This is a genomic window from Bradyrhizobium sp. CB82 (assembly GCF_029714405.1).
Taxonomy (GTDB): Bacteria; Pseudomonadota; Alphaproteobacteria; order Rhizobiales; family Xanthobacteraceae; genus Bradyrhizobium.
The window spans coordinates 465,761-489,760 of the sequence record NZ_CP121650.1; the positions used below are offsets into that span (position 1 = coordinate 465,761).

The following is a 24,000-nucleotide window of genomic DNA, read 5'->3' on the forward strand; positions in this document are numbered from 1 at the left end:
CCGGAATGACAAGAGAGAGGACACCATGTCTAAACTTGCCGACGCCACCCGCAACAGGCTCAAGTCCGTCTCCACCGCCACCGTTGCCACTGCGCTGTTCAAGCGCGGCCTGCGCATCCAGATGATCCAGGATGTGCATCCCCTTGGCCCCAGCCAGCCGACCATGGTCGGCGAGGCCTTCACGCTGCGCTACATGCCGGCGCGCGAGGATCTCAACACCATCGAGGTGTTTCGCGATCGCTCGCATCCGCAGCGCAAGGCGGTCGAGGATTGCCCACCCGGCGCGGTGCTGGTGATGGACAGCCGCAAGGACGCGCGCGCCGCATCCGCCGGCGCGATCCTGGTGACGCGGTTGATGAAGCGCGGTGTCGCCGGCGTCGTCACCGACGGCGGCTTTCGCGATTCTGCCGAGATCGCAAAACTCGGCTTCCCCGCCTTCCATCATCGCCCGAGCGCGCCGACCAATTTGACGCTGCACCAGGCGATCGAGATCAACGTCCCCATCGGTTGCGGCGACGCGCCGGTTTTCCCCGGCGACGTCATCCTCGGTGACAGTGATGGCGTGATCGTCATTCCGGCGCATCTCGCCGACGAGATCGCCAACGAGACGTTCGAGATGACCGCGTTCGAGGACTTCGTCAGCGAGGAGGTCGGCAAGGGCCGCGGCATCTTCGGACTCTATCCGGCCACCGATCCGCAGACGCTCACCGACTTCGCGGAATGGCGGAAGAAGAACGGAAGGTAGTCGGTCCTCGCCTCTCCCCGCGCGCGGAAAAAGGCCGGAAATTCAAGCGCGGCTTGAATTCCGGGTGAGGGGGAGTCTCCGCGAGCCAACTCGCTCCGTTTATGTGGGATAGAGCCCGTCACCCCGTAAGGACGGGGAGAGGGAGAAGATTACACCCCCGCCTCCGTCATCTCAACTGCCCACAGCGCAAACGCGTAGACGATCGCGACTTCGTCGAGGCGGTCGAAGCGCCCCGAGGCGCCGCCATGACCGGCGCCCATGTTGGTGCGGAGCAGGACCGGGCCGCCGCCGCTCATGGTCGCGCGCAGGCGTGCGATCCATTTGGCGGGCTCCCAATAGGTGACGCGTGGATCGGTCAAGCCGCCCATCGCCAGGATCGCCGGATAGTCCTTCGCCGCGACGTTGTCGTAGGGCGAGTAGGACAGGATAGTGCGAAAATCCCTCTCACTCTCGATCGGGTTGCCCCATTCCGGCCATTCCGGCGGCGTCAGCGGCAGCGTGTCGTCGAGCATAGTGTTGAGCACGTCGACGAACGGCACCTCCGCGACGATCCCTGCGAACAATTCGCCCGCGCGGTTTGCGACCGCGCCCATCAGCATGCCACCGGCCGAGCCGCCATGGCCGACGATGCGTTTTGCGCTCGTATATTTCGCCGCGATCAGCGCGCGTGCGCTCGCGGCGAAATCGTCGAACGTGTTGGTCTTCTTCTCGCGCTTGCCGTCGAGATACCAGCCCCAGCCCTTGTCGGCGCCGCCGCGGATATGGGCGATGGCGTAAACGAAGCCGCGGTCGACCAGCGACAGGCGGTTGGCGTTGAAGGAGGCCGGCATCGCCGCGCCGTAGGAACCGTAGCCGTAGAGCAGCAGCGGCGCCGTGCCGTCGAGCCCGAGTCCCCGGCGATACAGGATCGAAACCGGTACCTCCGCGCCGTCATGCGCCTTCGCCATGATACGGGTGGTGACGTAGTCGGCCGCATCGTGGCCGGATGGAATCTGCTGTCGCTTGCGCAGCACCCGCGAGCGCTTCGCCATGTCGTAGTCGTAGACTTCCGAGGGCGTCGTCATCGACGAATAGGAAAAGCGCAAGTTCGTCGTCTCGAATTCGTAGGAGCCCATCGTGTCGAGCGAATAGGCGGCTTCGTCGAACGCGATGGCGTGCTCTTCGCCGTTGCTGAGATCGCGGATCACGATCGCCGGCAGCGCATTGGCGCGCTCCAGCCGCACCAGATGGCCGGCATAGAGATCGATGTCGATGATGTAGATGCCTGGGCGATACGGAATCAGATCGCGCCAGTTCGCGCGTTCGGGCGCAGCGAGCGGCGCGATGACGATCTTGAAGTCGATGGCGTCATCGGCATTGGTGAGTATGAAGAGTTCGTCGCCGCGATCGGCGAGCGAATATTGCACGCCCTCCTGGCGCGCCGCGACCAGCCGCGGCGGCGCGTCGGGATTGGCGAGATCGATCAGCCGCTGCTCGGATGTTTCATGGTCGCCGCCGGCGATCACGCAAAAGCGCCCGCTGGTGCTTTCGTGCAAATGGGTAAACCAGCCGGAGTCCTGCTCCTCATAGATCAGGATATCGTCGGCCTGCTTCGTCCCGAGGCGATGCCGCCACACCTGCATCGGCCGGTGATTGTCGTCGAGCTTCACATAGAAGAAGCTTTTGGCGTCCTTGCTCCAGACCACGCCGCCGTCGGTTTCCTCGACGAGGTCGTCGAGATCGGCCCCGGTTGCCCAATCGCGCACGCGGATCGAAAAATATTCCGAGCCCTTGGTGTCGGCGGTCCAGGCTTGCAGCTTGTGATCGGGCGAATGCCGGCTGCCGCCGAACCTGAAGTACTTGTGGTCCTTGGCGAGCGCATCGCCGTCGAGCACGATGTGGCTATCACCGCCATTGCGGGGCATGCGGCCGAAGAGCTCATGCTGTCCGCCTTCGCGAAACTTGCGGAAGTAGGCGAAGGGTCCGTCCGGCGACGGCACGCTGGAATCGTCTTCCTTGATCCGGCCGCGCATCTCGCGCACCAGCGTCTTCTGCAAGGGTGCGGTGCGGCCGAGCAGGCTCTCGGTATAGACGTTCTCTTCGTCGAGATATGTGCGGATGTCGGGATCGAGTACGGCGGGGTCGCGCAGCACCTCCTGCCATTTCGCATCCTTTAGCCAGGCATAGTCGTCGCTTACGGTGATGCCGTGCCGGGTGAACGCATGCGGCCGGCGAGGGGCGACGGGTGGCTTGGTGGGGCTGGCGGTTTTGGTCAATGGGTCCTCGTTCGAGTCCTCGGCGGGTCATGTCCTATATCGGATCGAACTCGGCCGATTTAAAGAAGTGCCGATGCGAAGCTACAGCATTGGCGCGCAGTCGATGCGCATGCTGGTCGCGCGCCCTGGCTGCCTCAATGCAGGAGTCATCACCCGCGAAGGCGGGTGATACCAGCTTCTCGGTTCCTTACAACTGCCCCGGTGTACTGGATGCCTCGCCTGCGCGGGGCATGACGACGGAGGATGCGGAGCCGCTGTCTCCTCAGCCTACATCTCGACCTGCTCACCGAGATAGGCGACGGCCGCCTCGAGGCCGCCCTTGCCGTGCGGTATCTTCAGCGCGTTGAGGCCGACTTCGATCACGCCGAGCGTGCCAAGCAGCATCGGCGCGTTGACGTGGCCCATATGGGCGATGCGGAAGGCCTGGCCCTCGAGATCGCCAATGCCGGTGCCGAGCACCACGCCGCACTTGTCCTTGCAATAGCGCTGCAGCACCGCGGGATCATGACCATTGCCAACGGTCACGGTCGTCACCGTGTTGGAGCGCTCGCTGTTCTCCAGAATGTTGAAGCCGAGCACCTGGCCCTCCGACCACACCGCGACCGCGCGGCGCGCGGCTTCGCCGAGCAGGCTGTGCCGGCGGAATGCGTTCTGGAGGCCCTCCTCGAGCAAGAGGTCGATCGCCTGGCGCAGCGCGAACAACAGATGCACCGGTGCGGTGCCGGCATATTTGCGATAATGCTCGGCACCCTCGCGCTCGCTCCAGCTCCAATAGGGCGTCGCCATGTTCGCCTTCTTGTGCGCCGCGAGCGCACGATCATTCGCCGCGACGAAGCCGAGACCCGGCGGCGTCATCAGGCCTTTCTGCGAGCCGGACATCGCGACGTCGATGCCCCATTTGTCCATCTCGAACGGCATGCAGCCGAGCGAAGCCACGGTGTCGACCATGTACAGCGCCGGATGGCCGCTCGCCTTGATCGCCTTGCCGATCGCCTCGATGTCGTTCTGCACGCCCGAGGCGGTGTCGACCTGCACGACGACGACGGCCTTGATCTTGTGCTCCTTGTCACGGCGCAGGCGCTCCTCGACCTCGTGCGGGCGCACCGCGCGGCGCCAGTCACCCCTGAGCACCTCGACCTCGGCACCCATCAGGGAGGCCGCATGGCCCCAGCCGATCGCGAAGCGGCCGCTTTCCAGCACCAGGAGCTTGTCGCCGCGCGACAGCACGTTGCTGAGCACGGCTTCCCAGGCGCCGTGGCCATTGGCGATGTAGATGTAGGATTTGCCCTTGGTCGCGAACAGCTTCGAGAGATCGCCGATCAGGCTCTCGGTCAGATCGGTCATCTGCTTGGAGTAGATGTCGATCGCCGGACGATGCATCGCCCGCAGCACCTCGTCGGGCATCGTGGTGGGCCCGGGGATGGCCAGAAATTCCCGGCCCGCGCGAACGGTCATTGTTGTTCTTCCTTATGTGATGAAGAGAGTCTGGAGGATCATCGGGCTACGCTTTTACGCGCCGTGGCAACTTAAGAAAAGCGCGCAAAACGCGGGATAATCATGCAAGAAGCCGATCGTCCGGACATGGCTATCGCCGCGTCTCGCGGCACCCGGCGGCTTCAGCTTCCTCGACCGAGCAGAACCAGCGGGTGCCCTTGCTGATCTTCATCTTGATCTGTGCGTACCAGCGGCTGGTCGGCTGGTGAAAGATGCATTCGCCTGATGTGTTGACGTTGCCCTTGATGGTGCAGTCCGGCGATGGTGCAACGGCCCCTGACGCCGAGGCGAGCAGGATCGCATGAGCTCCTTCGGGCGGCTTGGTGGCGCCGAGAATCGGCGTCTTCTTGTTGCGCACCCGCCAGTCCCATGGCGCGATGAAGGCGCCCTGCCACATGCCAGCCTTGGCTTCGCGCGCGGCCGCTTCGTCGGCCTCATAGTCGCGGGAGATGCGGGTGAAGGCCAGCGCCCAGCCGCTCCGCACCAGCCATTTCTGGATGTCCTCGCCGTCGACCTCGCAGCGCGCCACGGTGCGGCCGCGCCGGTCGATCGACCTCCCATGGCAGACCCAGTTCTTGCCCTCGGCAAATTTGGCGAGCTCCTCGCGTGCCGCCACACCGCAGGTCCAGCGCTCGCCCTTGGTGTTCAGGCAGAGCTGGTCGGTCGACGGCGCGTCGATGCCGCTGAGCCGGATGCGGGTGCTGCCGATCTGGACGGAATCGCCCTCGCGGACCTTTGCCGTGCCGGTGATGTCGGCGGCCTGCGCCAGCGACGGCAAGGCGAGGAGGACAATCAAGCCAAGAAACGTTCGCGACATGCCGGTCCGCGTCTGATGAAAATCCCGATAAGCCCGGCAATTGTGGTCGGTATTTGGCCGGCCGGCCAGCGCTTGCTCGAGAGATAGGCTTTCAACTTCCCGTCATCGGGCCGCCGAATGGACAACTCTCGTGTCCCGGACGCGCTGCAGCGTGAAACGCTGCTGCGCAGAGCCGGGACCCAGAAAAAAATGGTGGTGCATCTCGACGGCGCAGGCCCCGGCTCAGCAGCGCATCGCTGCGTGCTGCGCTGCGTCCGGGGCACGAGAGCTACCCCAGCCCATCATCGCCTTCCGCGCCACCGCCAGCCCCATCAGCACGAAGGCCGACGTCACCTCCGGCCCGCCGACCAGGATCCGTGTCGGGGTCTTCATCTTGTTCCATTCATAGGCGCGGAACGGGCCGCGGCGGCCGCCTTCGCCGAGGGCTCCGACGATGCAATTCAGCGCCGGCGCGAAGGTTTTGGGGTCGGCGCCGAGATGGCCGAGCGCGATCAAGGCGAGCGCCGCGTCGAATGCGTTCATCTCGGCAACCAGCATCTCGCCGTGGACGTAGCCGAGCACGCGGGCGCGGATGAAATCGAAAGCGCCGTCGGGATCGATCGCGGCTTGCGCCGCCAGCGGCAGCGACAGGAACGTCGCATAGCAACGGCCGAAATAGGCGCTGTAGAGCTCTGGCAGATAGTAGATGTGCGATCGCGGATTGGCGAAGGCGCCGCTCGCCGCCAGCCGCTTCTGGAAGGCGATGATGCGATGCACGGTGGCGAGCCGCGCCGGTGTCTCCAGAACCTTCCAGCGCTCCAGATTGCGGAAGGACACTTCGAGGATGTCGAGGTTCAGCGTCGGATCGAGATCGTTGCCGTAGGGCCGCTCGCCGGCGAGATTGTCGATCCAGGTGGCGACGCCGCCTTCGTAGTCGATGTTGTCGTTGAGCGGCACGGTGACGCGCGGCTCGTTGACGCCCTCGCGCACCTGGTAGCCGGCGTAGAAATCGAGCAGCGGCTGGGCGAGGATCGGATCCTCACTGCCGGCCTGCGTCGCGGCCGAGAACGAACACGCCGTGGTGTCGCAGTCCGGCACGTAGACGCCGAAGCCGAGGTCCTGCTTGATCTGCGCGAAGAAGCGCGAGAAGCGCGGATGCGGCGGCGGCGCCAGCGCGGTGATGACGTCGAAGCGCGTGCCGTCCGTGCCCATCACCTCCTCGCGGCTGATGTTGATGCAGAAATCGACCATGTCGGCGATCGCGGCTTGCGCGGCGGTGGCCTCAGTGGGCGAGGCGAGGCCGGTCTCTCGATAGGCGAGCAACGCCTCGATGAAGAAGGCGTCGTAATAGGCCGAGCGGTGGCGGATCTGCACCGGCTCCCACATCGGCTCGGCGATGCCCCTCCAGGGCGGATTGATGATGGCGCGTGCGCCCGAGCGTGCGATGAAGATGCGCGCGAGGTTGAACAGCAGCGAGGAGTTCTTGTAGCCGCGCGCGTTCAGGCCGGTCAGCGCCATGATCAACTCGCGCCCGCGCAGATCCGGGTCGCCGATCAGGTTGAACGCGGCATAGGTCGGCAGAAAGCCGTTCTGGCCATAGCTGCGCAGCAGATGATGCGCGCAGTCGCGGATCACGTTGTCGACCTGCGCCAGCGCCGGCGCCGCCCCGTTGAAAGCGGTCGGCGGCGGCTTGGGATGGTCGAGCGCGATGGTGTCGAGGAGGTCGGCGACCGGACGTCCGACCGCCTCCCAGTCGGGCTCGGCATCGTCGCGGGCGCCGGTCAGAGCCGCGCGCAGCCGGGTGAGCCTGGTCTCATCGCGCAGGTCGGGCAGGCCGGCGCGGCGCAGCAGCGCCCGGAGGGCCGGATTGCCGAGCGCGGTCTTGTAGAATTTTGCCAGATGCGGATCGCCGGTGGCCGGGCCCGCCAGCACGGGATCGCAGACGTCGTAGAGCGAGGGGCCATCCTTCTGTGCCGTCAGGGCGCGGAAGGCGTGACCGGCGAAATAATGAAAACTCATGAAGGTCCTGGTCGCGCGGGGTCTTGCCGGGGTTCACGGCATGCTGTTCCGGCAACGCGCCGACATCCCCCGCAAGTGATTGAAAAGTGTCACGAATTCGCAGGGAACACAAATGTGACCGATATCACAGAAAAATCCGGCGAGAGCACTGCCAGAAAAGGGCAAAAAAGGGGGCCAAACAACGAAAAAATCCGCATCCGCGGCGTTGCAGATTAATAAGCATATTCAGTGGTTTAGCTAAAAAGAACGGCAATCTATTGCCCCGGGGGCGATATCCGGTTAAGGGTTTGTTTGGTGCGGCGCCGCAAATTGCGCGCAATTCGGGGACACATCCCCGGCCAATCCCTCAAACCTAAAGACGCCATCGCGCTACTCAAACAGGTACGCGCGCCGCGATGGCTCCTGACAGGAATGAACCGAGATGAATGTAAGGCAGCTCGACATTTCCCGACGCACCATTGCGGTCGCCGCCGCTCTGATCGGCACGGTGTCGCTGGCGATCGGCGCCCACGCTGCCCTGAACATGCGCGCCCTCGATGCCGCCAAGGCGGTCTCGACCGCTGAGGTCACCGGTTCGGTCGGCCACACCTCGCGCCTCGCCCTCGTCATCGGCAATGGTCATTATCCCGACGCCAATGCACCGCTGTCGCAGTCGATCAACGACGCCCGCGCGCTGTCGTCCTCGCTGCGCAAGAACGGTTTCGACGTCGACATGGTGGAGGACGCCAGCCGGGACGACATGGTCCGCGCCGTCAGCCGCCTCAAGTCGAAGATCACGCGCGACAGCGTCGTCATGCTGTTCTTCGGCGGCTACGGTGTGCAGGCCGGCCGCGAGAGCTACATGCTGCCGGTCGATGCCGTGATCTGGAAGGAAAACGACGTCCGCCGCAACGGCGTCTCGATCGAGAGCGTGCTCGAGATGATGAAGGAGCAGGGCGCCAAGGCCAAGCTCGTCGTCGTCGATGCCTCGCGCCGCAACCCCTATGAGCGCCGCTTCCGCTCCTACAGCCACGGGCTGGCGCCGATCAGTGCACCCGACAACGCGCTCATTCTCTCGTCCGCCTCGCCCGGCAAGGTCGCCGACGACGGCAAGGGCGAGCACAGCGTGCTGGTCAGCGAGCTCCTGAACAACCTCAATGCGCAGGGCAGCGCCGAAAGCGTCTTCAACAAGACCCGCGTCGCCATCTCCCGCGCATCCGAAGGCGACCAGGTCCCGACGGTGTCGTCCTCGCTGCTGGAAGACATCCAGTTCGACCAGGCCGGCGGCTAGTTTTTCATATCATGCAAGGTCTCGTGCCCCGGACGCGGCGCATCGTGCAGTGATGCTGCGCTGAGCCGGGGCCCATGCCTGCCCCGCTTGCATTGCTGAGCCCATGGGTCCTAGCTCAGCGCAGCAGCGTTATACGCTGCAGCGCGTCCGGGAATGAGCTTCGCGGAAGGTTCTACTTCGTCTCCGCGCTCGCCATCACCGGGCGCACCGGGTCGCCTTCGCGCAGCAGCGCGCCGGCGCGGGCAACGACGATGTCGCCTTCGTTGACGCCGTCGCGGATCTCGATATTGCCCCCGAACATCAGTCCGATCTCGACGCGCTTGGTCTCGACGCGGTTGCGGCGGATGATCTGCACCACGGTGCCGGCGGGGCTGTACTGCACGGCGGTGAGCGGGACGGCGACATTGCAGCTTTGCCCGGTCTTGATCAGCGCGCGGGCGCTGGAATTCAGCAGCAGCCGCCGCGGCGTCGAGATGCCGATATGGACCATGCCCTGCTGGATGTTCGGCTCGACCGTCGGTCCGATCTTGCGCACCTTGCCGTCGATGTCGCCGGCACCCGCGATGCGCACGGTGGCCGGCTGGTTCACCGCGAGCTTCTTGATATCGGCGGTGGCGACGAGGCCGACGAGGTCATATTCGCTGCGCGCCACGATCGAGAACAACGCTTCGCCGCGCGGCGAGGCCGGCGCGCCGATCTGCGCGGTCGAGGCCGAGATCACGCCGGCGACTGGTGCCGTCACCTGGACCGTGCCGCCTTCGGGCAAAGCCAGCCGCGCCAGCACTTGGCCGGCAGTGATGGTGTCGCCGGCTTCCGCCAGCATCTCCGTCACCTTCAATCCCGGCCGCTCGGGCCTCACCGAGGTCTCCTCACGCGCGATGATCGTGCCGCTCGCCTCCACGATGTCGGAGAAACAGGACTTTGCCGCCTTCAGCACCGTGACCGCCGGTCCCTTGGGCGCCTCCTCATCGGCGGCGCGTGCCGGGAGGAGGCCAAGAAAAAGGCAAAGGCCGACCGCTAAGGCGACGGGAAACAGGGCTTTGCGAGGTTTGCGGGCGCAATGACGCATCGGGCTCATCCAAGGGATCGAAGGCTTCACTCGATAGCAGATGGCTGGGGTTCAGACCATGGCGCCCCGGTGCCGGAGCGGGATGGAATGCCGCAGGTACGTCCGCGGCAAGCCTTTGATTAGTCGCAGGATTGAAGATCAGGTTCGGCGCCTGGCGCCATCCGTCAGCCGCGGCCTTCGCCGAGCAGCCTGCCGGTTGTGCGATTGATCAGGTGCAGACGCGCACACGCCGGGCAGGTCACCGAGTCGTGCGTATCCTTGGCATCGGTCGGCTCAGCCGTAAGCCGATGCTGAACGTTCATGCCGGTCTGCGGGCATTTGAAGACAATATGACGGTCCATTGCGTGCCGGAATATGACGGTAGCGAACCGCGCCCGAAACTACGGTTGAATACGTAGATGCGGGCGCAGCCTGGGCGGCTCAAGGCAGCGCGACGAACTCCACCCAGTTCGGCTTCTTGCCGGTCGGATAGGACTTCAGCTTGGTTAACGCGCCACTCGTCTGGTCGATCGCATAAACCGTCATGCTGTCGGACAATTCGCCGACGGCGGCGACATAGCGGCCGGTGGGATCGACATTGAAGCCGCGCGGCTGCTTCTCGGTCGGCACGGTGCCGACCGTGGTGAGCTTGCCGCTGGCGGGATCGATCTTGTAGGCGGTGAGCGTGTTGGTTGTGCGCTCCGAAGCATAGAGGAAGCGGCCGTCGGGCGTGACGTGGATGTCGGCAGCCCAGGGCTTGCCGCCAAGGCTTTCGGGCAGCGCGGTGGTCCGCTGGATCTCGCTCCAGGCGCCATTCTTCGCGTCATAGGCGAACGCCGCGACGTCGCCGTTCAGCTCGTGGATGAGATAGACGTATTTGCCGTTGGGGTGGAATACGAAGTGCCGCGGACCCGATTTCGCCGGCACCTTGTAGACAGGCGGATCGCTCGGCGTCAGCTCGCCGGTGCTGGCATTGAAGGCAAAGGCCAGCACCTGGTCGGAGCCGAGATTGGTCGCGAACGCAAAACGGTTGTCGGGCGAGGGGATGAACGCGTGCGCATTCAGCCCGGTCGGGATGACCTGCTTGGGCGCGCCGACGACGCCGGTCCCGGACAGTGGATTGAGCGCGACCGTGTTGCCGCCATAGGAGGCGCTGAGCACGAACTTGCCGGTGCGGTCGGTCATGACATAGGCCATGCTGTCGGCGAGCGGCCCGTTGCCGATGTGCCTGAGCGTGCCGGTCTTCTGATCGATCGCAAAGCTCGCGGCCGAGAACGGTTGCGAGCGCACGCCGACGATCAGCACGCGGTGGTCGGGTGTCACCGCAAGCGGCGTCGATGAGCCGGGCTTCCCGATGCCGACGATGGGCGCGGTCTGCACCGGGCTCATCTCGCCCTTGCCGTCGATGCGGAAGACCGAGATGTCGTTGCTGTCGGCATTGCCGACATAGGCAAATGTGTCGGCCATGCCGGCGCTGACTCCGAATTGAGTGACGAGAATGACTGCGCATGCCGCAACGGGCAGGCGCAGGGCGGGACAGTGGGTCGGTCGGGACATCCGGCTTCCTCCAGCTTCAAAAATCGCCGTTGCCGTCCGGCATGGCTGTTCTCGGTTGTGGGCGAGGATATCCAGCTCCGTGCCATTGCACCAAAATCCAATTTGGATCGAACAATACCGAAATTGTATCGGTTGACGCGTGAAAGCGCGCAATTGGGCGTCTGAACCAACGCGCCGGGGATGCATTGAATCCGGGCATGACGGGTGACAACCGGCCACAACAGGGATGGCGGACGCAGCTCATTTTGCCGGTTTCTGGCTGCGACACCAACGCATTGGTACGCGCTGACGCCTGACCTGTTCCCGGTATGCACGCCCATCTCTCAGCGCGAAAGGGGGCTGACCGTGCCCCGCGAAAACGATCTCGAAGGCAAGCCCGACATGGGCGGCAAGCATGGCGGCCAGGCCGGTCAGCCTAAATCTCCGCCACGCCCAAAAACGAGCCAGCGCGATGCGGACGTGGTGACGAAGCAGCACACCGATCAAACCGATCGCAAGCCGCAGCCGACCAAGAAGAGATAGTTCAGCAAGTCATTGGCCCCAGGATAGTGGCCAAGATACTGGTCCTTGGGTGCGCTCACAGGCCGCAGCAGAAGAGGAACGGCATCGTCGTTCGGCTGTTCTAGAATCCCTGCCTGCGGCGGGAGGCTTTTGCGGAGGCTGACGTGTTTTGGATCTATTGGGACACCGCCTGGTCGATCATCATCAGCGGCATCATGGTCGCGACCATCGTCGCGCATCCCGATGCCGAGTTCGCGGAAGTGCGCGCAGCAAAACAGTCCTGAAGGTCGGCGCTGCGTCCGGGTTTGCGTGTCTCCGTAGTTCTGCGGAGTTTGCCGCGCCGCGCGCCATTTGTCGAAAGCGACGGCCTTTGCCGGTATCGAGGTCAACCAAATCTTAGTGGCTGCGACGGTAATTTTCTGCATCTCTTAAAGGATGCGGCGGTCGCAATGAAATTGTTCGGCAATCCCTCCATTCGTTCGGTTCTCGGCGCCATCATCGGCATCCTCGGCCTGTTTCTGATCGCCCAGCTCGCGACCGAGCTCTATGGCGCCGTTGAGCGCAACGCCGCGGCGCAGAAGCTCGAGCGCTTTGCCGGCACCGACCAGCAGCTGTTCGCGACCCTGCTCGGCTTTCGCCTGGAGCGTGGTACCTTCCTGTCGGCGCTGCTCGCGGAGGGGCCGGCCAACGCCAATGCCGACAACCGCATCGCCACCAACCGGCAATTGTCGGAAGCCGCCTACAAGAGCGTGCTCGAACGTCTCGAGGGCGTGACCGATTCCCGTCTCGCCGGCGCCCTGAGCAGGATGATTGCGATCCATGACGCGCTCGTGCCGCTCCGGCCCAAGGCGGAAGCCGCCATCCACCAGGCGAAGGCAGAGCGCGACATGAAGCTCGCCGACGATTTCCGCAAGACCGCACAGGACTATCTCGACGGGATTCTGGCGCTGACGGGCGAGCTCGAGAACGCGTTGAAGCTCAGCGATCCCGTGGTCGATCACCTCCTGGGCGTGAAGCAGTCGGCCTGGGCCACGCGCAATTTCGGCGGCCTGGTCGCGGTCCGCCTGGAAGCCGCGGCGGCCAGCGCCAAGCCCTGGAGCGCCGCCGACATGGTCGGCGCCGCCGAGGATGCCGGCCGTGCCAAGCAGGCCTGGAGCCAGGTGCTGGATGCAGCCGGCCGCACCGATGCGCCCGCCAGCCTCACCGACGTGATCGCGCGCTCGAAACAGGGCGAAGCCGCGGCCATGGTGGAGCGCCAGCAGGGTTTCATCAAGACGTTGAGCAACAACCAGACGATCGACATCAAGATCGAGGACCTCTCCAAGCTCAACACCGCCATCCTCAATTATAGCGTCGAGGCCGGGCAGGTCGCGCTTGCCGAGATGGTCGCGCGCGCCGGGCAGCAGATGAGCTCGGCGAAGTGGAGCCTCGTATTCAATGGCGCGATGATGGTGGTCGCGCTCGCCATCACCGTGTTCGGCTTCATCCTCGTCAACCGCCGCGTCAGTGCCCCGATCCGGAAGTTGACCCAGGCGATGCGCTCCCTTGCCGAGCGCGACTATGCGATCGAACTCGCCGGCATCGAGCGCGGCGACGAGATCGGCGAGATGTCGCGCGCGGTGTCGGTCTTCAGGGAGAACATGATCACGGGCGATCGCCTCGCCGAGGAGCAGGCGGCCGAGCAGGGCCGGAAAGAGCGGCGCCAGCTTGCCGTCGAGCGGCTGATCGGAGAGTTCGAGAAGACCGTCACGGAATCGCTGCATACGCTCGCCTCGGCGTCCGGCGAACTGAACGCCACCGCGCACTCGATGTCGTCGACCGCCGAGCAGGGCTCGTCGAAAGCGGCCTCCGTTGCATCCTTGTCGGGCGACGCGTCGTCCAACGTGCAGACCGTTGCCGCCGCCACGGAAGAGCTGTCGGCGTCGATCGCCGAGATCAGCCGTCAGGTCGCGGAATCCTCGAGCATTGCGGGGGCGGCCGCGGCGGAAGCCGATCGCACCAATGGCGAGGTCCAGGCGCTGGCGGACGCCGCCCAGCGCATCGGCGATGTCGTCGAACTGATCACGGGCATTGCTGAACAGACCAACCTGCTGGCGCTCAACGCCACCATCGAGGCCGCGCGCGCCGGCGAAGCGGGCCGCGGCTTTGCCGTGGTCGCAGCAGAGGTGAAGAATCTCGCCACGCAAACCGCGAAGGCGACCGAGGAGATCACCGGCCAGGTCGCCGCGATCCAGGGCGCGACGCGTTCGTCCGTGGCCGCGATCCAGTCGATCGGCACCACCATCCAGCGCGTCAATGAGATCGCGGCCGCGATCGCTGCCGCGGTCGAAGAGCAGGGCGCCGCCACGCGCGAGATCGCCCGCAATGTGCAGCAGGCCTCCCAGGGCACCACGGAAGTCTCGCGTCACATCTCCGGTGTCTCACAGGCCGCTGGCGAGACGGGTGCGGCCGCCGGCGAAGTGCTTGATTCCGCCAAGATGCTGGCGCGCCTGTCGGACGACCTGAAGCGCGAGGTCGACCGTTTCGTCGAGGATCTCAGGGCGGCGTAGTTCGAGATCAGGAGGATGGGTTAGCCGATCACACATCGCCCGTTCAACGAACGACGGCGGAAGGCGTAACCCACCATCCCGCGGGCGAGACAAGCGGTGGTTACGCCTCCGGCTAACCTTACTGTGTCACAACCCTCATGGTGAGGAGCGCGAAGCGCGTCTCGAACCATGAGGCCCCGCCTGTGGCCCACATCCTTCGAGACGCTTGCTTCGCAAGCTCCTCAGAGGCTGTGAATCTTTTTGACTGCTCGCAAGCGGTATAGCCGAAAGCTGGTGCTGTGTGATTCTCTTGCGGTGATGGATTCGCAGGAGGGATGATGGCCGCTGATGAATTGTTTGGGGATCTGCCGGAGCAGGCAAAGCCGCAAGCCGGTGCGGCGCCGCTCGCAGCGCCGCGACTTCGTGAGCCCCAACGCGATCAAATCGAGTTGCGAGCAGTGGATATCGAGAGCCTGATCGGGGAAGACCATCCGGTGCGCCTGATCTGGTCCTATGTCGAGGAACTCGACCTGAGTGAGCTGGAGAACCGGATCAAAGCGCGGGGCGATCGGCCTGGTCACCCCGCGACATCGCCGCGGCTTTTGCTGGCGCTGTGGCTCTATGCCACCAGCGAGGGCGTCGGCAGCGCGCGCGCGTTGGAGCGGCTTTGCGAGAGCCATGACGCCTATCGTTGGCTGTGTGGCGGGGTGTCGGTGAACCATCACACGCTGGCGGACTTCCGGGTCGGTTGCGCCGACCTGCTCGACCGGCTGCTTTGCGAGCATTTGGCGGTGCTGGCGAAGGTCGGCCTCGTCAATCTGGAAACGCTGGCGCAGGACGGTGTTCGGGTCCGGGCCAGCGCCGGGGCCGCTTCGTTCCGGCGGGAGGCGACGCTCGATCGGCACCTGGCCTTGGCTGAGGCGGTGGTGGAAGACCTCAAACGCGAGGTTGACGCTCGTTCGGATGCTAGCAATCAGCGCATGAAGGCCGCCAAGGAGCGCGCCGCGCGTGAGCGCAGAGCGCGCGTCAAAGCGGCGCAGACGGCGCTCGCCGAAATCAAGCAGCAGCGCAAGGAGCGCGAAGAAAAGCGCGGCAACGGCAAGAAGCCGAAAGAGCCGCGGGCCTCCACGACGGACGCCGACGCACGGGTCATGAAGATGGCCGACGGCGGCTTCCGCCCCGCCTACAACGTGCAGGTGATGAGTGCCGCCGGCCAGCCGATCGTCGTTGACATCAAGGTCTGCAACACCGGGTCCGACCGCGGCCTGATGCGGCCCATGCTGGAGCGGCAGCGCGCGCGTCCTGGCGGGTTGCCCAAGGACCATCTCGTCGATGGCGGCTTTGGCAGTGCCGAGGACATCGAGTGGGCGCACGCCGAGGGCATCGATATCTTTTGCCCGCCCACTCAATCCAAGCACGGCACCGATCCCCATCTACCGCGACGCGGCGACGGCCCGGGGGTGTTGGCCTGGCGTGCGCGCATGGCGAGCGAAGAGGGCAAGGCCCGATACAAGCCCCGGTCGATTTGCGAGTGCATACATGCCCGCTGGCGCAACTGGGACCTGCGCCAATTGACCGTGCGCGGCTTCGAAAAGGTCCGCGCCGTCGTGCTCTGGTACGCCCTCGCCAACAACATCCTGCAAGGCAACCGCCTCGCTAGCGCATAGAGGAGCGTTCATCGACATCCCCCAACCTCGCCACAGCCGCCCAGCCCACGCGTTGCCACGACGAGGAACTGCCACATCCTTCGATGACCACGCAAAACGAGAAAGATTGGCAAGCTCTCAGGATGAGGAGTTAGAGCGTTTATGACACAGTAAGGCTGACCCATCCTGCGAAATTCGCGCAAGCCTCACGTCATGCTGCCGGGCATGAAACAGCGGATCTGCGTGCGGCCGTTGACATAGTACGGCCAGACCATGGTGCGGCCGGCGCGGTTCGGCTCGGTGATGACCGTGTCGTCGGGCACCTCGACCCACATACCTTCGAGACGGACGCGGTAATGGCCGTCCCTGGTGTCCCAGTCGGCATCGGCTACCGCCGTGCCGTCGGCGTCCGCGCAGCACGGACCGCCGCCTTTGCTGTGCAGGCTTTCGAACCAGCCTTTGAGGGGTGAATTCGCAAATCGGCCGTCGTCGCGGCCTTGTGCGGGGGCGCCGATCAGAGCCAGCGCCGCAACGAGTGGGAGTAACCGATAGCCGACAGACATCCTTTCGCCTCTCGAGTTCGCACGCAACGAGGCCCTCCAGGCGTAAGGCCTGGCGCGCACGTGATGCATTTTCAGCTGACACCCTCCGGCCGGACTGTTCCGCCATCAGCGATTGCGACAACCCGCGGGTCGAAGGTTTGATCCAATTTGGGAACGCGCATCATTGCAACTCGATCGGTCAGAAGCTGTGACCGATTGCCCATGAGATCCATTTGCCGACTTGATGCCGAAGCGAAATCAGCGCAGGTTTGCGCCCTGTGATTTGTCGTGAAGGGGCCTGGGATTCATGGTGATCGCATCGAAGGCGACCATCGCCGTTTGTTCGTTCCTGCTGGTTGCGGCCGGCGGTGCCGCGATCGTCGCGGGCACCGGCGGGCTGTGGCAGGCGCTGCATGGCGGGCCCGAGGTCAAGGTCGCCGACGGCAAGGCCAAGGTCGAGTCCAAGCCGGAAGCGAAGCCTGAGGTCAAGATGGCGCTCGCGGCGCCGTCCACATTCCTGCCGCCGAGCACGCCTCCCGTCGCACCGTCAGCCCCGGGCAATGATGTCGCCACCGCGCTCGGCAAAGCCCAGAGCGCGCTCGCCGATCTGCCGACGCCAACCGCTCCGCCGCCGGCCGCAGCCGAGGAGACCGGGCCGCGTTTCGACGTTGCGCGTGTCGATGACGACGGCGAGGCGGTCATCGCCGGCCGCGCCGCGCCGGGCGCACGCGTCGAGCTGCTGCGCGATGGCGAGAGCCATGCCTCCGCGGTTGCCGATGCTTCCGGCCTGTTCGTGATGACCCCGCCAAAGCTGCCGCCGGGCAGCTACAAGCTCAGCCTGCAATCGACCGCACCGGACGGGAGCGTGACGAAATCAAAGACCGACGTTCCCGTGACGCTGAACGCCATGGCCCAGCCGCCACGCGCCACACCAGCGCGCACCGATGTCGCCAAGCTCGCGAAAGGAACGCCCGCCGCCAAGGAAGCGTCCGTGAAGGAGGACAGCCCGGCCGCGGCAACGGCTGCATCGCCAAGCACCACACAATCGATCCTGGCACTCGCCGCCGCACCGCACGGCGAGAAGGGGCCGTTGCGCTCCAAGGTGGAGACGACGGGGTCGATTCCCAACAGCCGCATCGTCATCCGGGGCGACAGCCTCTGGCAGATCAGCCGCCGCGCCTACGGCGACGGCCTCAGCTACGCCCTGATCTACAACGCCAACCGCGACAAGATACACAATCCCGACCGCATCTATCCCGGCCAGACCTTTGTCCTGCCGCGCAAGACACGGTGATACGTCCGCCTCTCCCCTTGTGAGCATTGCAGAGTCACCCGATCGACGATGGGAACTTTCCGTTCCACCGCGCGTCATGTCGTTGTGGCGCGATGCGGCCTGACGCGGAGACTTGACGCGGAGACTTGACGCGGAGACTTGACGCGGAGACTTGGCGCGGAGGAGGGAGCCAAGGTGACCATCATGTCCAAATCCCGTTTGGGAATGGCGGCCGCCGGGATCGCGCTGGTTGCCCTCGCGATGCTGCCGGACGCCGCCGAGGCCGGCTTCCGGCTGGGGATCGGCGGTCCGCTTGGCGTTGCGCGCTTTGCGATGGGGCGCATGCTCGGGGTTGCCGGCATCCGCCACATGCGCATGGCTGCGCGGCCCGGCCGCGCCCGGATGGCCGCACTGCGCCCGCAAGACCTCCGCCCCGCCGCGGACGCCGTCCGCCCAACCGTTCGCGCCCAGCTCACGGCGGTCGCGGCGCTCGCCGGCTGGCGCGGCGGCCGCGCCGAGCAGGGCTGGTGGCAGCACGCCGACGGCACCTATGGCTGGGTCGGCCCCCTGTTCTGGCCGTTCGCCGATGACGACATCACCGACTTCACGATGCGCGGCGACGGCACCGCGCTGTGGTCCTATGGCTATGGCGATATCTACGCCGCGATCTTCGCGCCCTATGCCCCGACCGAGCTTGCCGCCTATACGGCGCCCGGCCGCCGTCACCGCAGGGTCCCCGAGCTCCAGCAGCTCTGCGACACCGGCGATGCCGTGGGCCTTCCTATCGACGCGATCCTGCGCACGGTGCAGCCCAACGAAGTTCAGCGCACCGGCCTCGACGAACTCGCCAGCGCCTGGGGCGCGGCAGGTGCCACCATCCGCACCTCGTGCCCGACTGAGGCGGCCGCCAATGCGCTCGATCGCTTCGCGCTGATGCAGCGGCGGCTCGAGGCGATGATCAACGCGGTGGATGCGGTCGCGCCGCAGCTTGCAAAATTCTACGGCCTGCTCGACGACGAGCAGAAGTCGCGCCTCAATGCGCTCGGCAAGGACGGCCGCGCGAACGCTGCCGACACCAAGCGCAAGGAGATGCAGGCCGCAGCCTGCAAGGCGCCTGCCGAGCCGCAGAGCGACGAGCAGCTTCAACGCCAATACGAACAGCTCGTGAAGCAGCAATGGCCCGCCGACGAGATCGCCGGCGGCCTGCGCCTCGACGACACCAAGCGCGCCGCGCTGGAGGTGCTGCGAGACACCGCCATGGGCACCATGGAGGCCTTGTCTCCTTGTCCGCCGCAGAACCTGCGCACCCCGCAAGCCCGCCTCAATGCCGTGAAGGCGCGGCTGGAGGCCATGCTCGAAGCCGTGAAGAGCGTCGGCGATGCGCTCGACGATTTCGAGTGGGGCCTCACCGACGAGCAGAAGACGCAGTTCGAGGCGATGGGGCTGAAGCGGGGCGTGTAATCAGCGGAACGAACGGCCCGCGCCGTCGCTCACATCCTCCGCCGTGTCGCCGACGCATCCACGACGTTGTCGACCTCTTCGCGCCAGCTCAGGATCTCCATCGCGAGCACGGGGTGGTTGAAGCCCTTGAGCTGGAGGTCATCGAGCGGGCGGGCTTCGACCCAGGGCTCGACGATGCCGTAGACGCGCCGTGCGACCACGATCTGGCCGGCCTTGGCCTCGTCGCACAGGCGCGAGGCGAGGTTGGTGACGCTGCCGATCGCAGCATATTCCAGCCGCTGCTCGAAGCCGATCTGGCCGAGCGTGGCATAGCCGAGCGCGACGCCGACGCCGAAGCCGAGCGAATGGCCGCGGTTCTTCCACTTCTCGGTCAGCATGCCGATCGCATCGCGCATCTCGACCGCCATCTTCACCGCGCGCTTGGTGTGGTCGGAAAATTGAAGCGGCGCGTTGAACAGGATCATCACGCCGTCGCCGGCGAAGCGGTCGAGCGTGCCCTCGTAGCGGTGGATCAATTCGCCGAGCGCCGCGTGGTATTCGCGCAGCACGTTCATCGCCTCTTCCGGCTCGGTCGCTTCGGTGAACGAGGTGAAGCCGCGCAAATCGCAGAACACGACGGTGACCTCGCGGCGATGGCTGTCGAGCAGCGCGTCATGTCCATCTGAGGAGGCAATGAGTTGCGCGACTTGCGGGGCGAGGAAGCGCTCGAGGCGCTTGATGCGGCCGATCTCGCCGAGCTGCTTCTCGACGCGCTCTTCCAGCGAGCGGTTCCAGTTGCGCAGCTGCTCGGTCTGCTCCTGAAGCTTCGCGGCCTGCTGCTGCACCGTCTGATGGGCGGCCGCGAGCTCGCGGCCCTTGTGATCGACCTCGGTGAAGAGGCGCGCATTGCGCATCGCGAGCACCGCCTGGTGCGCAAAGGTGCGCATCAATCCGGTGAGGCTGTTTGCGAACTCGCCAGCCGCGCGGCGCAGCACCACCAGCGAGCCGAGCGTGCCCTGCTGGTCGACCAGCGGCACCACGAGGACGGAGTGGAAGCCGGCATTGACGGCGACGTCGCGCAAAGGCTGCTCGGCCGCCTCATCGAGATCGGGAAGCGCGATCGGCTCGCCGCTCCTCGCGGCGTCGCCGAGCAGGCTCGCGCCCTCGTCGATGGTAACGTGCGCACCTTCGGCGGACTTGTCGATGCCGTTGGCCTCGACCAGGTTGAACCGGTGCTTGTCGGCGTCGTAGCCATAGATCAAGACCGCATCGGCATGGGTGATCTCGATCGCGCGGGCGGCGATCGTCGGCAAGACCGCATCGAGATCGAGCGAGGAAGCGACGGCGCGGCCGACCTCCTCCAGTACCTTGAGCTCGTTGATCGACTGCGCGAGATCGCGCGTGCGCTCTTCAACCTTGGTCTCCAGGCTCGAATAGGTCTCCTGGATCTGGTTCGCCATGCTGTTGAACTGATTTGCCAGGCCCTCCAGCTCGTCGGAGGTGCGCACGTCGATGCGATGGCTAAAATCGCCCTCGCCGAGTCGGTGCGCGCCGGTGCTCAGCGCGGTAATCGGGATCAGCATGCGACGCGCCAAAAGCGTGCCGGCGAGAATCGCGACCAGAAGACCCATGCCGATCAAAAGTCCGATCCGTACCAGCTGGTCGCGGATCGGCGAGAGCGCATGCGCGGTCGGCTGCTCGACCAGCACGGCCCAGCCGAGCTTCGGCACCGCGCTCGCCGCCGTCAGCACGGCCTGGCCGTTGAAATCGGTGCCGGAAGCGACTGCCTCGCGGCCCGGCGCGATGGCGGCAGCGACCTGCGGCAGCTTGGCGAGGTCGGTTGCGATTTCCGGCCCGCGGGACGAGGTCGCCAGCACCTTGCCATGGGGATCGACGACATAGGCGAGCGCGACCTTGCCGACCTGTGCGTCAGAGAGGAAATCGGAGAGAAAGCCGAGATCGATGTCGGCGACGGTGACGCCGGCATTGAAGCCGGAATGGGCGACCGCGATCGACATGAACGGCTTGTCGTCGGAGAAGTAGGGCGGCGCGTAAGTGGCGCCGCGGGCGACCGTGTCGGTGAAGCTGAAGCGCATGTCGCGCGACATGTCGACGTTGCTGCCGACCGACACCGAGGCGCGCGACAGGCGCAGCACCTCGCGGCCGTCGCCGTTGAGCTGGGAGAGCTGGTTGACCGCGGAAACCGAATTGAGAAGCTGCGCATATCCGGCACGGCGCTTGTCGATGGTGTCGAGGCTCGCGCGCGTCACCGAGGAAATCTGGCGCTCCAGCTCGGAGACCGATTGTTCGATCCGCTTGGCGGTCGCCTGCGCCTTCTCCTCCATGCCGTCGATGATCGTCGTCCGGGTCGCACGATAAGAGATCCAGGTCTCCATCGCGCCGTTGACCGCGAGCACGAACACGACGAGGCCGACGAGGGAGACGACATATTTGGCGAATAGGCCCTCGCGGAAAAACCAGGTCCTGTCTTTCGCTCCCGCCATCCAGATCCTCGCGCACCACGGCCGATGCCGCCGCTGCCGGCCGTTCTAGCACAGTTGAGCCGCCATGGCGGCAAGCTCGGACGGTGCGGTTACCCATTGTGCGCGAGGAAGGCTTCCGGAGGCGCCGAATTATCGCAGCAACAGGGTTTTGCCGGGGCGCGCCGCCGGCAAAAATTACCGGTTAAAGAGCTGGCGCAGCACGTCATTCATCGGCTGGCTGTCCTGCTGCTCGGCAGGCGGTTTGTCCTCGAGGTTATCTTGGGCCGGCGGCGTGGGCGAGGCATGCGGTGCCGGTTGTGTCGGCGATCCCGGCAGGCCCCGGCTGCGGCCGGTGCTGGTCCCGGGGGTGCCGCCGGACAGGCCCTGCTGGATCAGATTGCCGATCGCCTCGCCCAGCGCGCCGCCGAGCGGATTGTTTTGCGAAGGCTGAGCTTGCGGGCTGGCATTGCCTCCACCCGACGGAGTGCCGCCAAGACCGAGACTGCCCAGGATGCTGCCGAGCCCTGCGCCGTCCGGACCGAACAGGCCCTTGCCCATCTCGCGCAGCTTCGCGTAGGCAGCCTCCGGATTGTCGAGCACGCCCGCCATGTCCGGATAGATTCTTGGCTGCGACCAGGAGCCCTCGATCATCACGGGGATGCCGAAGCCAACGGGATCTGAGGTGCGGCCCTGGCCTTCGGTGGTCATCACGAGTTTCGGCTCGACGCGAAAGCCCATCATCTTGGTGTCGAGCGCGATCGTGCCGGCGCCGGTCACGCGCACCAGCGGACTGACGAGATTGAGATCGGTCGTCACCGCCTGTCCCTTGTCGATGCGGAACGAGGCGGAGAGCTGCGTGAGGTCCGTGCTTTGCTCCTGGCTGTCCTGCCAGCCGGACAGTGTGGACGTGGTCAGCGAACGGATCATCTGCGCGACGTTGATGCCGCGGATGGCGCCGTCCTGGAAATTGGCGAACACCGTGCCCTGCATGTTCGCCATCAGCGCACGCCGGCTGGCTCCTGCCGAGCGCACCGCGATCTTCGCCTGCAGCTTGCCATCGAGCCGGTCGAAATCTGCGAGCCCCTTGAGCAGCGGCAATGCGAGCACGCCGGCGAGATCGGAATGCATCGCAAAGCTCGGCGCGCCGCTGGTCGCATCCAAAATCACCTCGCCGGAGACCTGGCCGCCATAGGCGCCGAGATTGGCCGTACCGGCCTTCAGCACGCCGCCGGCGAGCTTTGCATCGAGTGCGAGAGGCGCGAAACGCGCTTCGCCGATATTGGCCTCGGTCGCCGAGACCCGCATCTGCGCGTCGACATAGTTGAGTCCGGAGACGTTGATCGGCGCGTCGCTCCAGGGCTGGCCGGCGGCACCGTCGGCGGATTTCGACAGGGGAATGTCGAGCCGCTGGAAATCGAGGTCGAGCTTGACCAGCGGCTTGCTGGCGATGTCGACCGAGGCCCAGCCGTTGAACGCACCGTCGCCGAGCGTGCCGTTGATGCCGCTGATCATCACGACCGAGCCGTTCAGCCGCGCCTCGGCGTGGCCGCGGAGCTGCGATTGCAGCAGGCTCGGTGCGTCGAAGGCGAAGTCGAGCGGGATCGTTTGCCGCTCGACCGGCAGCGCAGGCGCCAACGCCTTGATGTCGAACTTGATGCCGTGATCGCCGGCCCGCGCCGTGCCCGCGAAGTTGACCTTGCGATCGGCACTCACGGTTACGACGGCGTTGATCGCGCTGAGCCGGCTTTCGACACGGTCGCGCGCGACCGAGAACGCCACTTCGCCGTTTGTGATGGTGACGTGCGCGATGCTGGCGCCGCCTGCGTCCAGCGGCGCCGCCGGCTTCGATGCGGGAGCACCTGTCGGCATGCGCTCGCTCAGCAGCGGCTGGTAGAGCACGGGATGGGTGACGAGGAGGTCGGAGATCTTCGGATGTCCCGACCACACGCTCGACAGCGACATGTCGGCCTGCACGCTATCGACGGTGAGGCGGCTGACGCCGGTGCGGTCCTTCGGATCCTGGAGCGTGAGGTCGTTCAACGTCACGTTCAGCGTCGGCCACAGGCTGACCTTGGTGGTGCCGGCGATCGTCAGGCGGTAGCCCGTCGCGCTTTCGACCCGCGAGGTGATCGCCGAGGTCAGGACGCCGGACGGGATCCCGATCACCAGCAGAAGCGCGATGACGACGATGACGGCGGCGACCGCAGCGCCGGCGAATTTCACTGCTCTCATCTCGACTTTCCAAACGGATAGCGGCATCGAATCCGGCCGGGCCCGATCACCCATCCGGTGCCCGTCAGTCTATCCCGGGAGGGGAAACCGCTCCAAGCGGCCAAAAATAAACAGGGGGTGCTGCAAAGTTATGTGACTTATGACACACTTCTCTCCGCGGGTTTTCCGCGA

17 protein-coding genes are annotated in these 24,000 nt (G+C 65.6%); 7 read left to right on the forward strand and 10 right to left on the reverse strand.

Annotation, left to right across the window (positions count from 1 at the left end; all coding sequences use genetic code 11):
* The first annotated feature begins 25 nt into the window (after nucleotides 1-25).
* Complete coding sequence (locus QA640_RS02230; RefSeq protein ID WP_283039155.1) at nucleotides 26-745, forward strand: ribonuclease activity regulator RraA; 720 nt, start codon at nucleotides 26-28, stop codon at nucleotides 743-745.
* A gap of 149 nt (nucleotides 746-894) precedes the next feature.
* On the opposite strand, the gene QA640_RS02235 is transcribed toward QA640_RS02230, so the two are convergent.
* The 4 genes from QA640_RS02235 to QA640_RS02250 form a co-directional block, all read right to left on the reverse strand.
* On the reverse strand, nucleotides 895-3,000 hold the full coding sequence (locus QA640_RS02235) for a S9 family peptidase (protein WP_283039156.1): 2,106 nt from the start codon (nucleotides 2,998-3,000) through the stop codon (nucleotides 895-897).
* A 267-nt stretch (nucleotides 3,001-3,267) separates the two neighbouring features.
* Nucleotides 3,268-4,455, reverse strand: a complete 1,188-nt coding sequence (locus QA640_RS02240; RefSeq protein WP_283039157.1) for an aminotransferase class V-fold PLP-dependent enzyme — start codon at nucleotides 4,453-4,455, stop codon at nucleotides 3,268-3,270.
* A 130-nt stretch (nucleotides 4,456-4,585) separates the two neighbouring features.
* Nucleotides 4,586-5,311, reverse strand: a complete 726-nt coding sequence (locus tag QA640_RS02245; protein ID WP_283039158.1) for a thermonuclease family protein — start codon at nucleotides 5,309-5,311, stop codon at nucleotides 4,586-4,588.
* 222 nt (nucleotides 5,312-5,533) lie between these two features.
* On the reverse strand, nucleotides 5,534-7,309 hold the full coding sequence (locus QA640_RS02250; RefSeq protein ID WP_283039159.1) for a hypothetical protein: 1,776 nt from the start codon (nucleotides 7,307-7,309) through the stop codon (nucleotides 5,534-5,536).
* 421 nt (nucleotides 7,310-7,730) lie between these two features.
* On the opposite strand from QA640_RS02250, the gene QA640_RS02255 reads away from it, so the two are divergent.
* Nucleotides 7,731-8,579 carry a caspase family protein gene (locus tag QA640_RS02255; protein WP_283039160.1) on the forward strand — a complete coding sequence of 283 codons (849 nt, stop codon included), beginning with the start codon at nucleotides 7,731-7,733 and terminating at the stop codon, nucleotides 8,577-8,579.
* A gap of 172 nt (nucleotides 8,580-8,751) precedes the next feature.
* Here the strand turns inward: QA640_RS02255 and QA640_RS02260 are convergent, their stop codons facing one another.
* From QA640_RS02260 to QA640_RS02270, 3 genes are all read right to left on the reverse strand, one after another.
* Nucleotides 8,752-9,657, reverse strand: a complete 906-nt coding sequence (locus QA640_RS02260; RefSeq protein ID WP_283039161.1) for an HlyD family efflux transporter periplasmic adaptor subunit — start codon at nucleotides 9,655-9,657, stop codon at nucleotides 8,752-8,754.
* Between the two features lie 155 nt (nucleotides 9,658-9,812).
* Nucleotides 9,813-9,950 carry a hypothetical protein gene (locus QA640_RS02265; protein WP_283039162.1) on the reverse strand — a complete coding sequence of 46 codons (138 nt, stop codon included), beginning with the start codon at nucleotides 9,948-9,950 and terminating at the stop codon, nucleotides 9,813-9,815.
* Between the two features lie 118 nt (nucleotides 9,951-10,068).
* Complete coding sequence (locus QA640_RS02270) at nucleotides 10,069-11,184, reverse strand: lactonase family protein (protein WP_283039163.1); 1,116 nt, start codon at nucleotides 11,182-11,184, stop codon at nucleotides 10,069-10,071.
* Between the two features lie 345 nt (nucleotides 11,185-11,529).
* Here QA640_RS02270 and QA640_RS02275 point away from each other — a divergent pair, with 345 nt between their 5' ends.
* From QA640_RS02275 to QA640_RS02285, 3 genes are all read left to right on the forward strand, one after another.
* On the forward strand, nucleotides 11,530-11,706 hold the full coding sequence (locus tag QA640_RS02275) for a hypothetical protein (RefSeq protein WP_283039164.1): 177 nt from the start codon (nucleotides 11,530-11,532) through the stop codon (nucleotides 11,704-11,706).
* A 428-nt stretch (nucleotides 11,707-12,134) separates the two neighbouring features.
* Nucleotides 12,135-14,234, forward strand: coding sequence for a methyl-accepting chemotaxis protein (locus QA640_RS02280; RefSeq protein ID WP_283039165.1), 2,100 nt, complete (start codon nucleotides 12,135-12,137; stop codon nucleotides 14,232-14,234).
* A gap of 314 nt (nucleotides 14,235-14,548) precedes the next feature.
* Nucleotides 14,549-15,880: an IS1182 family transposase gene (locus QA640_RS02285; protein WP_283035583.1), complete on the forward strand. Its 1,332-nt coding sequence runs from the start codon at nucleotides 14,549-14,551 to the stop codon at nucleotides 15,878-15,880.
* Nucleotides 15,881-16,065: 185 nt separating this feature from the next.
* Here the strand turns inward: QA640_RS02285 and QA640_RS02290 are convergent, their stop codons facing one another.
* Nucleotides 16,066-16,422, reverse strand: coding sequence for a hypothetical protein (locus QA640_RS02290; RefSeq protein ID WP_283039166.1), 357 nt, complete (start codon nucleotides 16,420-16,422; stop codon nucleotides 16,066-16,068).
* A gap of 286 nt (nucleotides 16,423-16,708) precedes the next feature.
* On the opposite strand from QA640_RS02290, the gene QA640_RS02295 reads away from it, so the two are divergent.
* Together QA640_RS02295 and QA640_RS02300 are read left to right on the forward strand one after the other, a co-directional pair.
* Nucleotides 16,709-17,695, forward strand: coding sequence for a LysM peptidoglycan-binding domain-containing protein (locus QA640_RS02295; protein WP_283039167.1), 987 nt, complete (start codon nucleotides 16,709-16,711; stop codon nucleotides 17,693-17,695).
* 183 nt (nucleotides 17,696-17,878) lie between these two features.
* Entirely contained in the window at nucleotides 17,879-19,135 is a 1,257-nt protein-coding gene (locus tag QA640_RS02300) for a Spy/CpxP family protein refolding chaperone (RefSeq protein WP_283039168.1), read from the forward strand.
* Nucleotides 19,136-19,164: 29 nt separating this feature from the next.
* Here QA640_RS02300 and QA640_RS02305 read toward each other — a convergent pair whose 3' ends face one another.
* Both QA640_RS02305 and QA640_RS02310 read right to left on the reverse strand, forming a co-directional pair.
* Nucleotides 19,165-21,618 (reverse strand): adenylate/guanylate cyclase domain-containing protein, encoded by a 2,454-nt coding sequence (locus QA640_RS02305; protein WP_283039169.1) that lies wholly within the window; start codon nucleotides 21,616-21,618, stop codon nucleotides 19,165-19,167.
* A gap of 174 nt (nucleotides 21,619-21,792) precedes the next feature.
* Nucleotides 21,793-23,829: an AsmA family protein gene (locus QA640_RS02310; protein ID WP_283039170.1), complete on the reverse strand. Its 2,037-nt coding sequence runs from the start codon at nucleotides 23,827-23,829 to the stop codon at nucleotides 21,793-21,795.
* Nucleotides 23,830-24,000 lie beyond the last annotated feature (171 nt).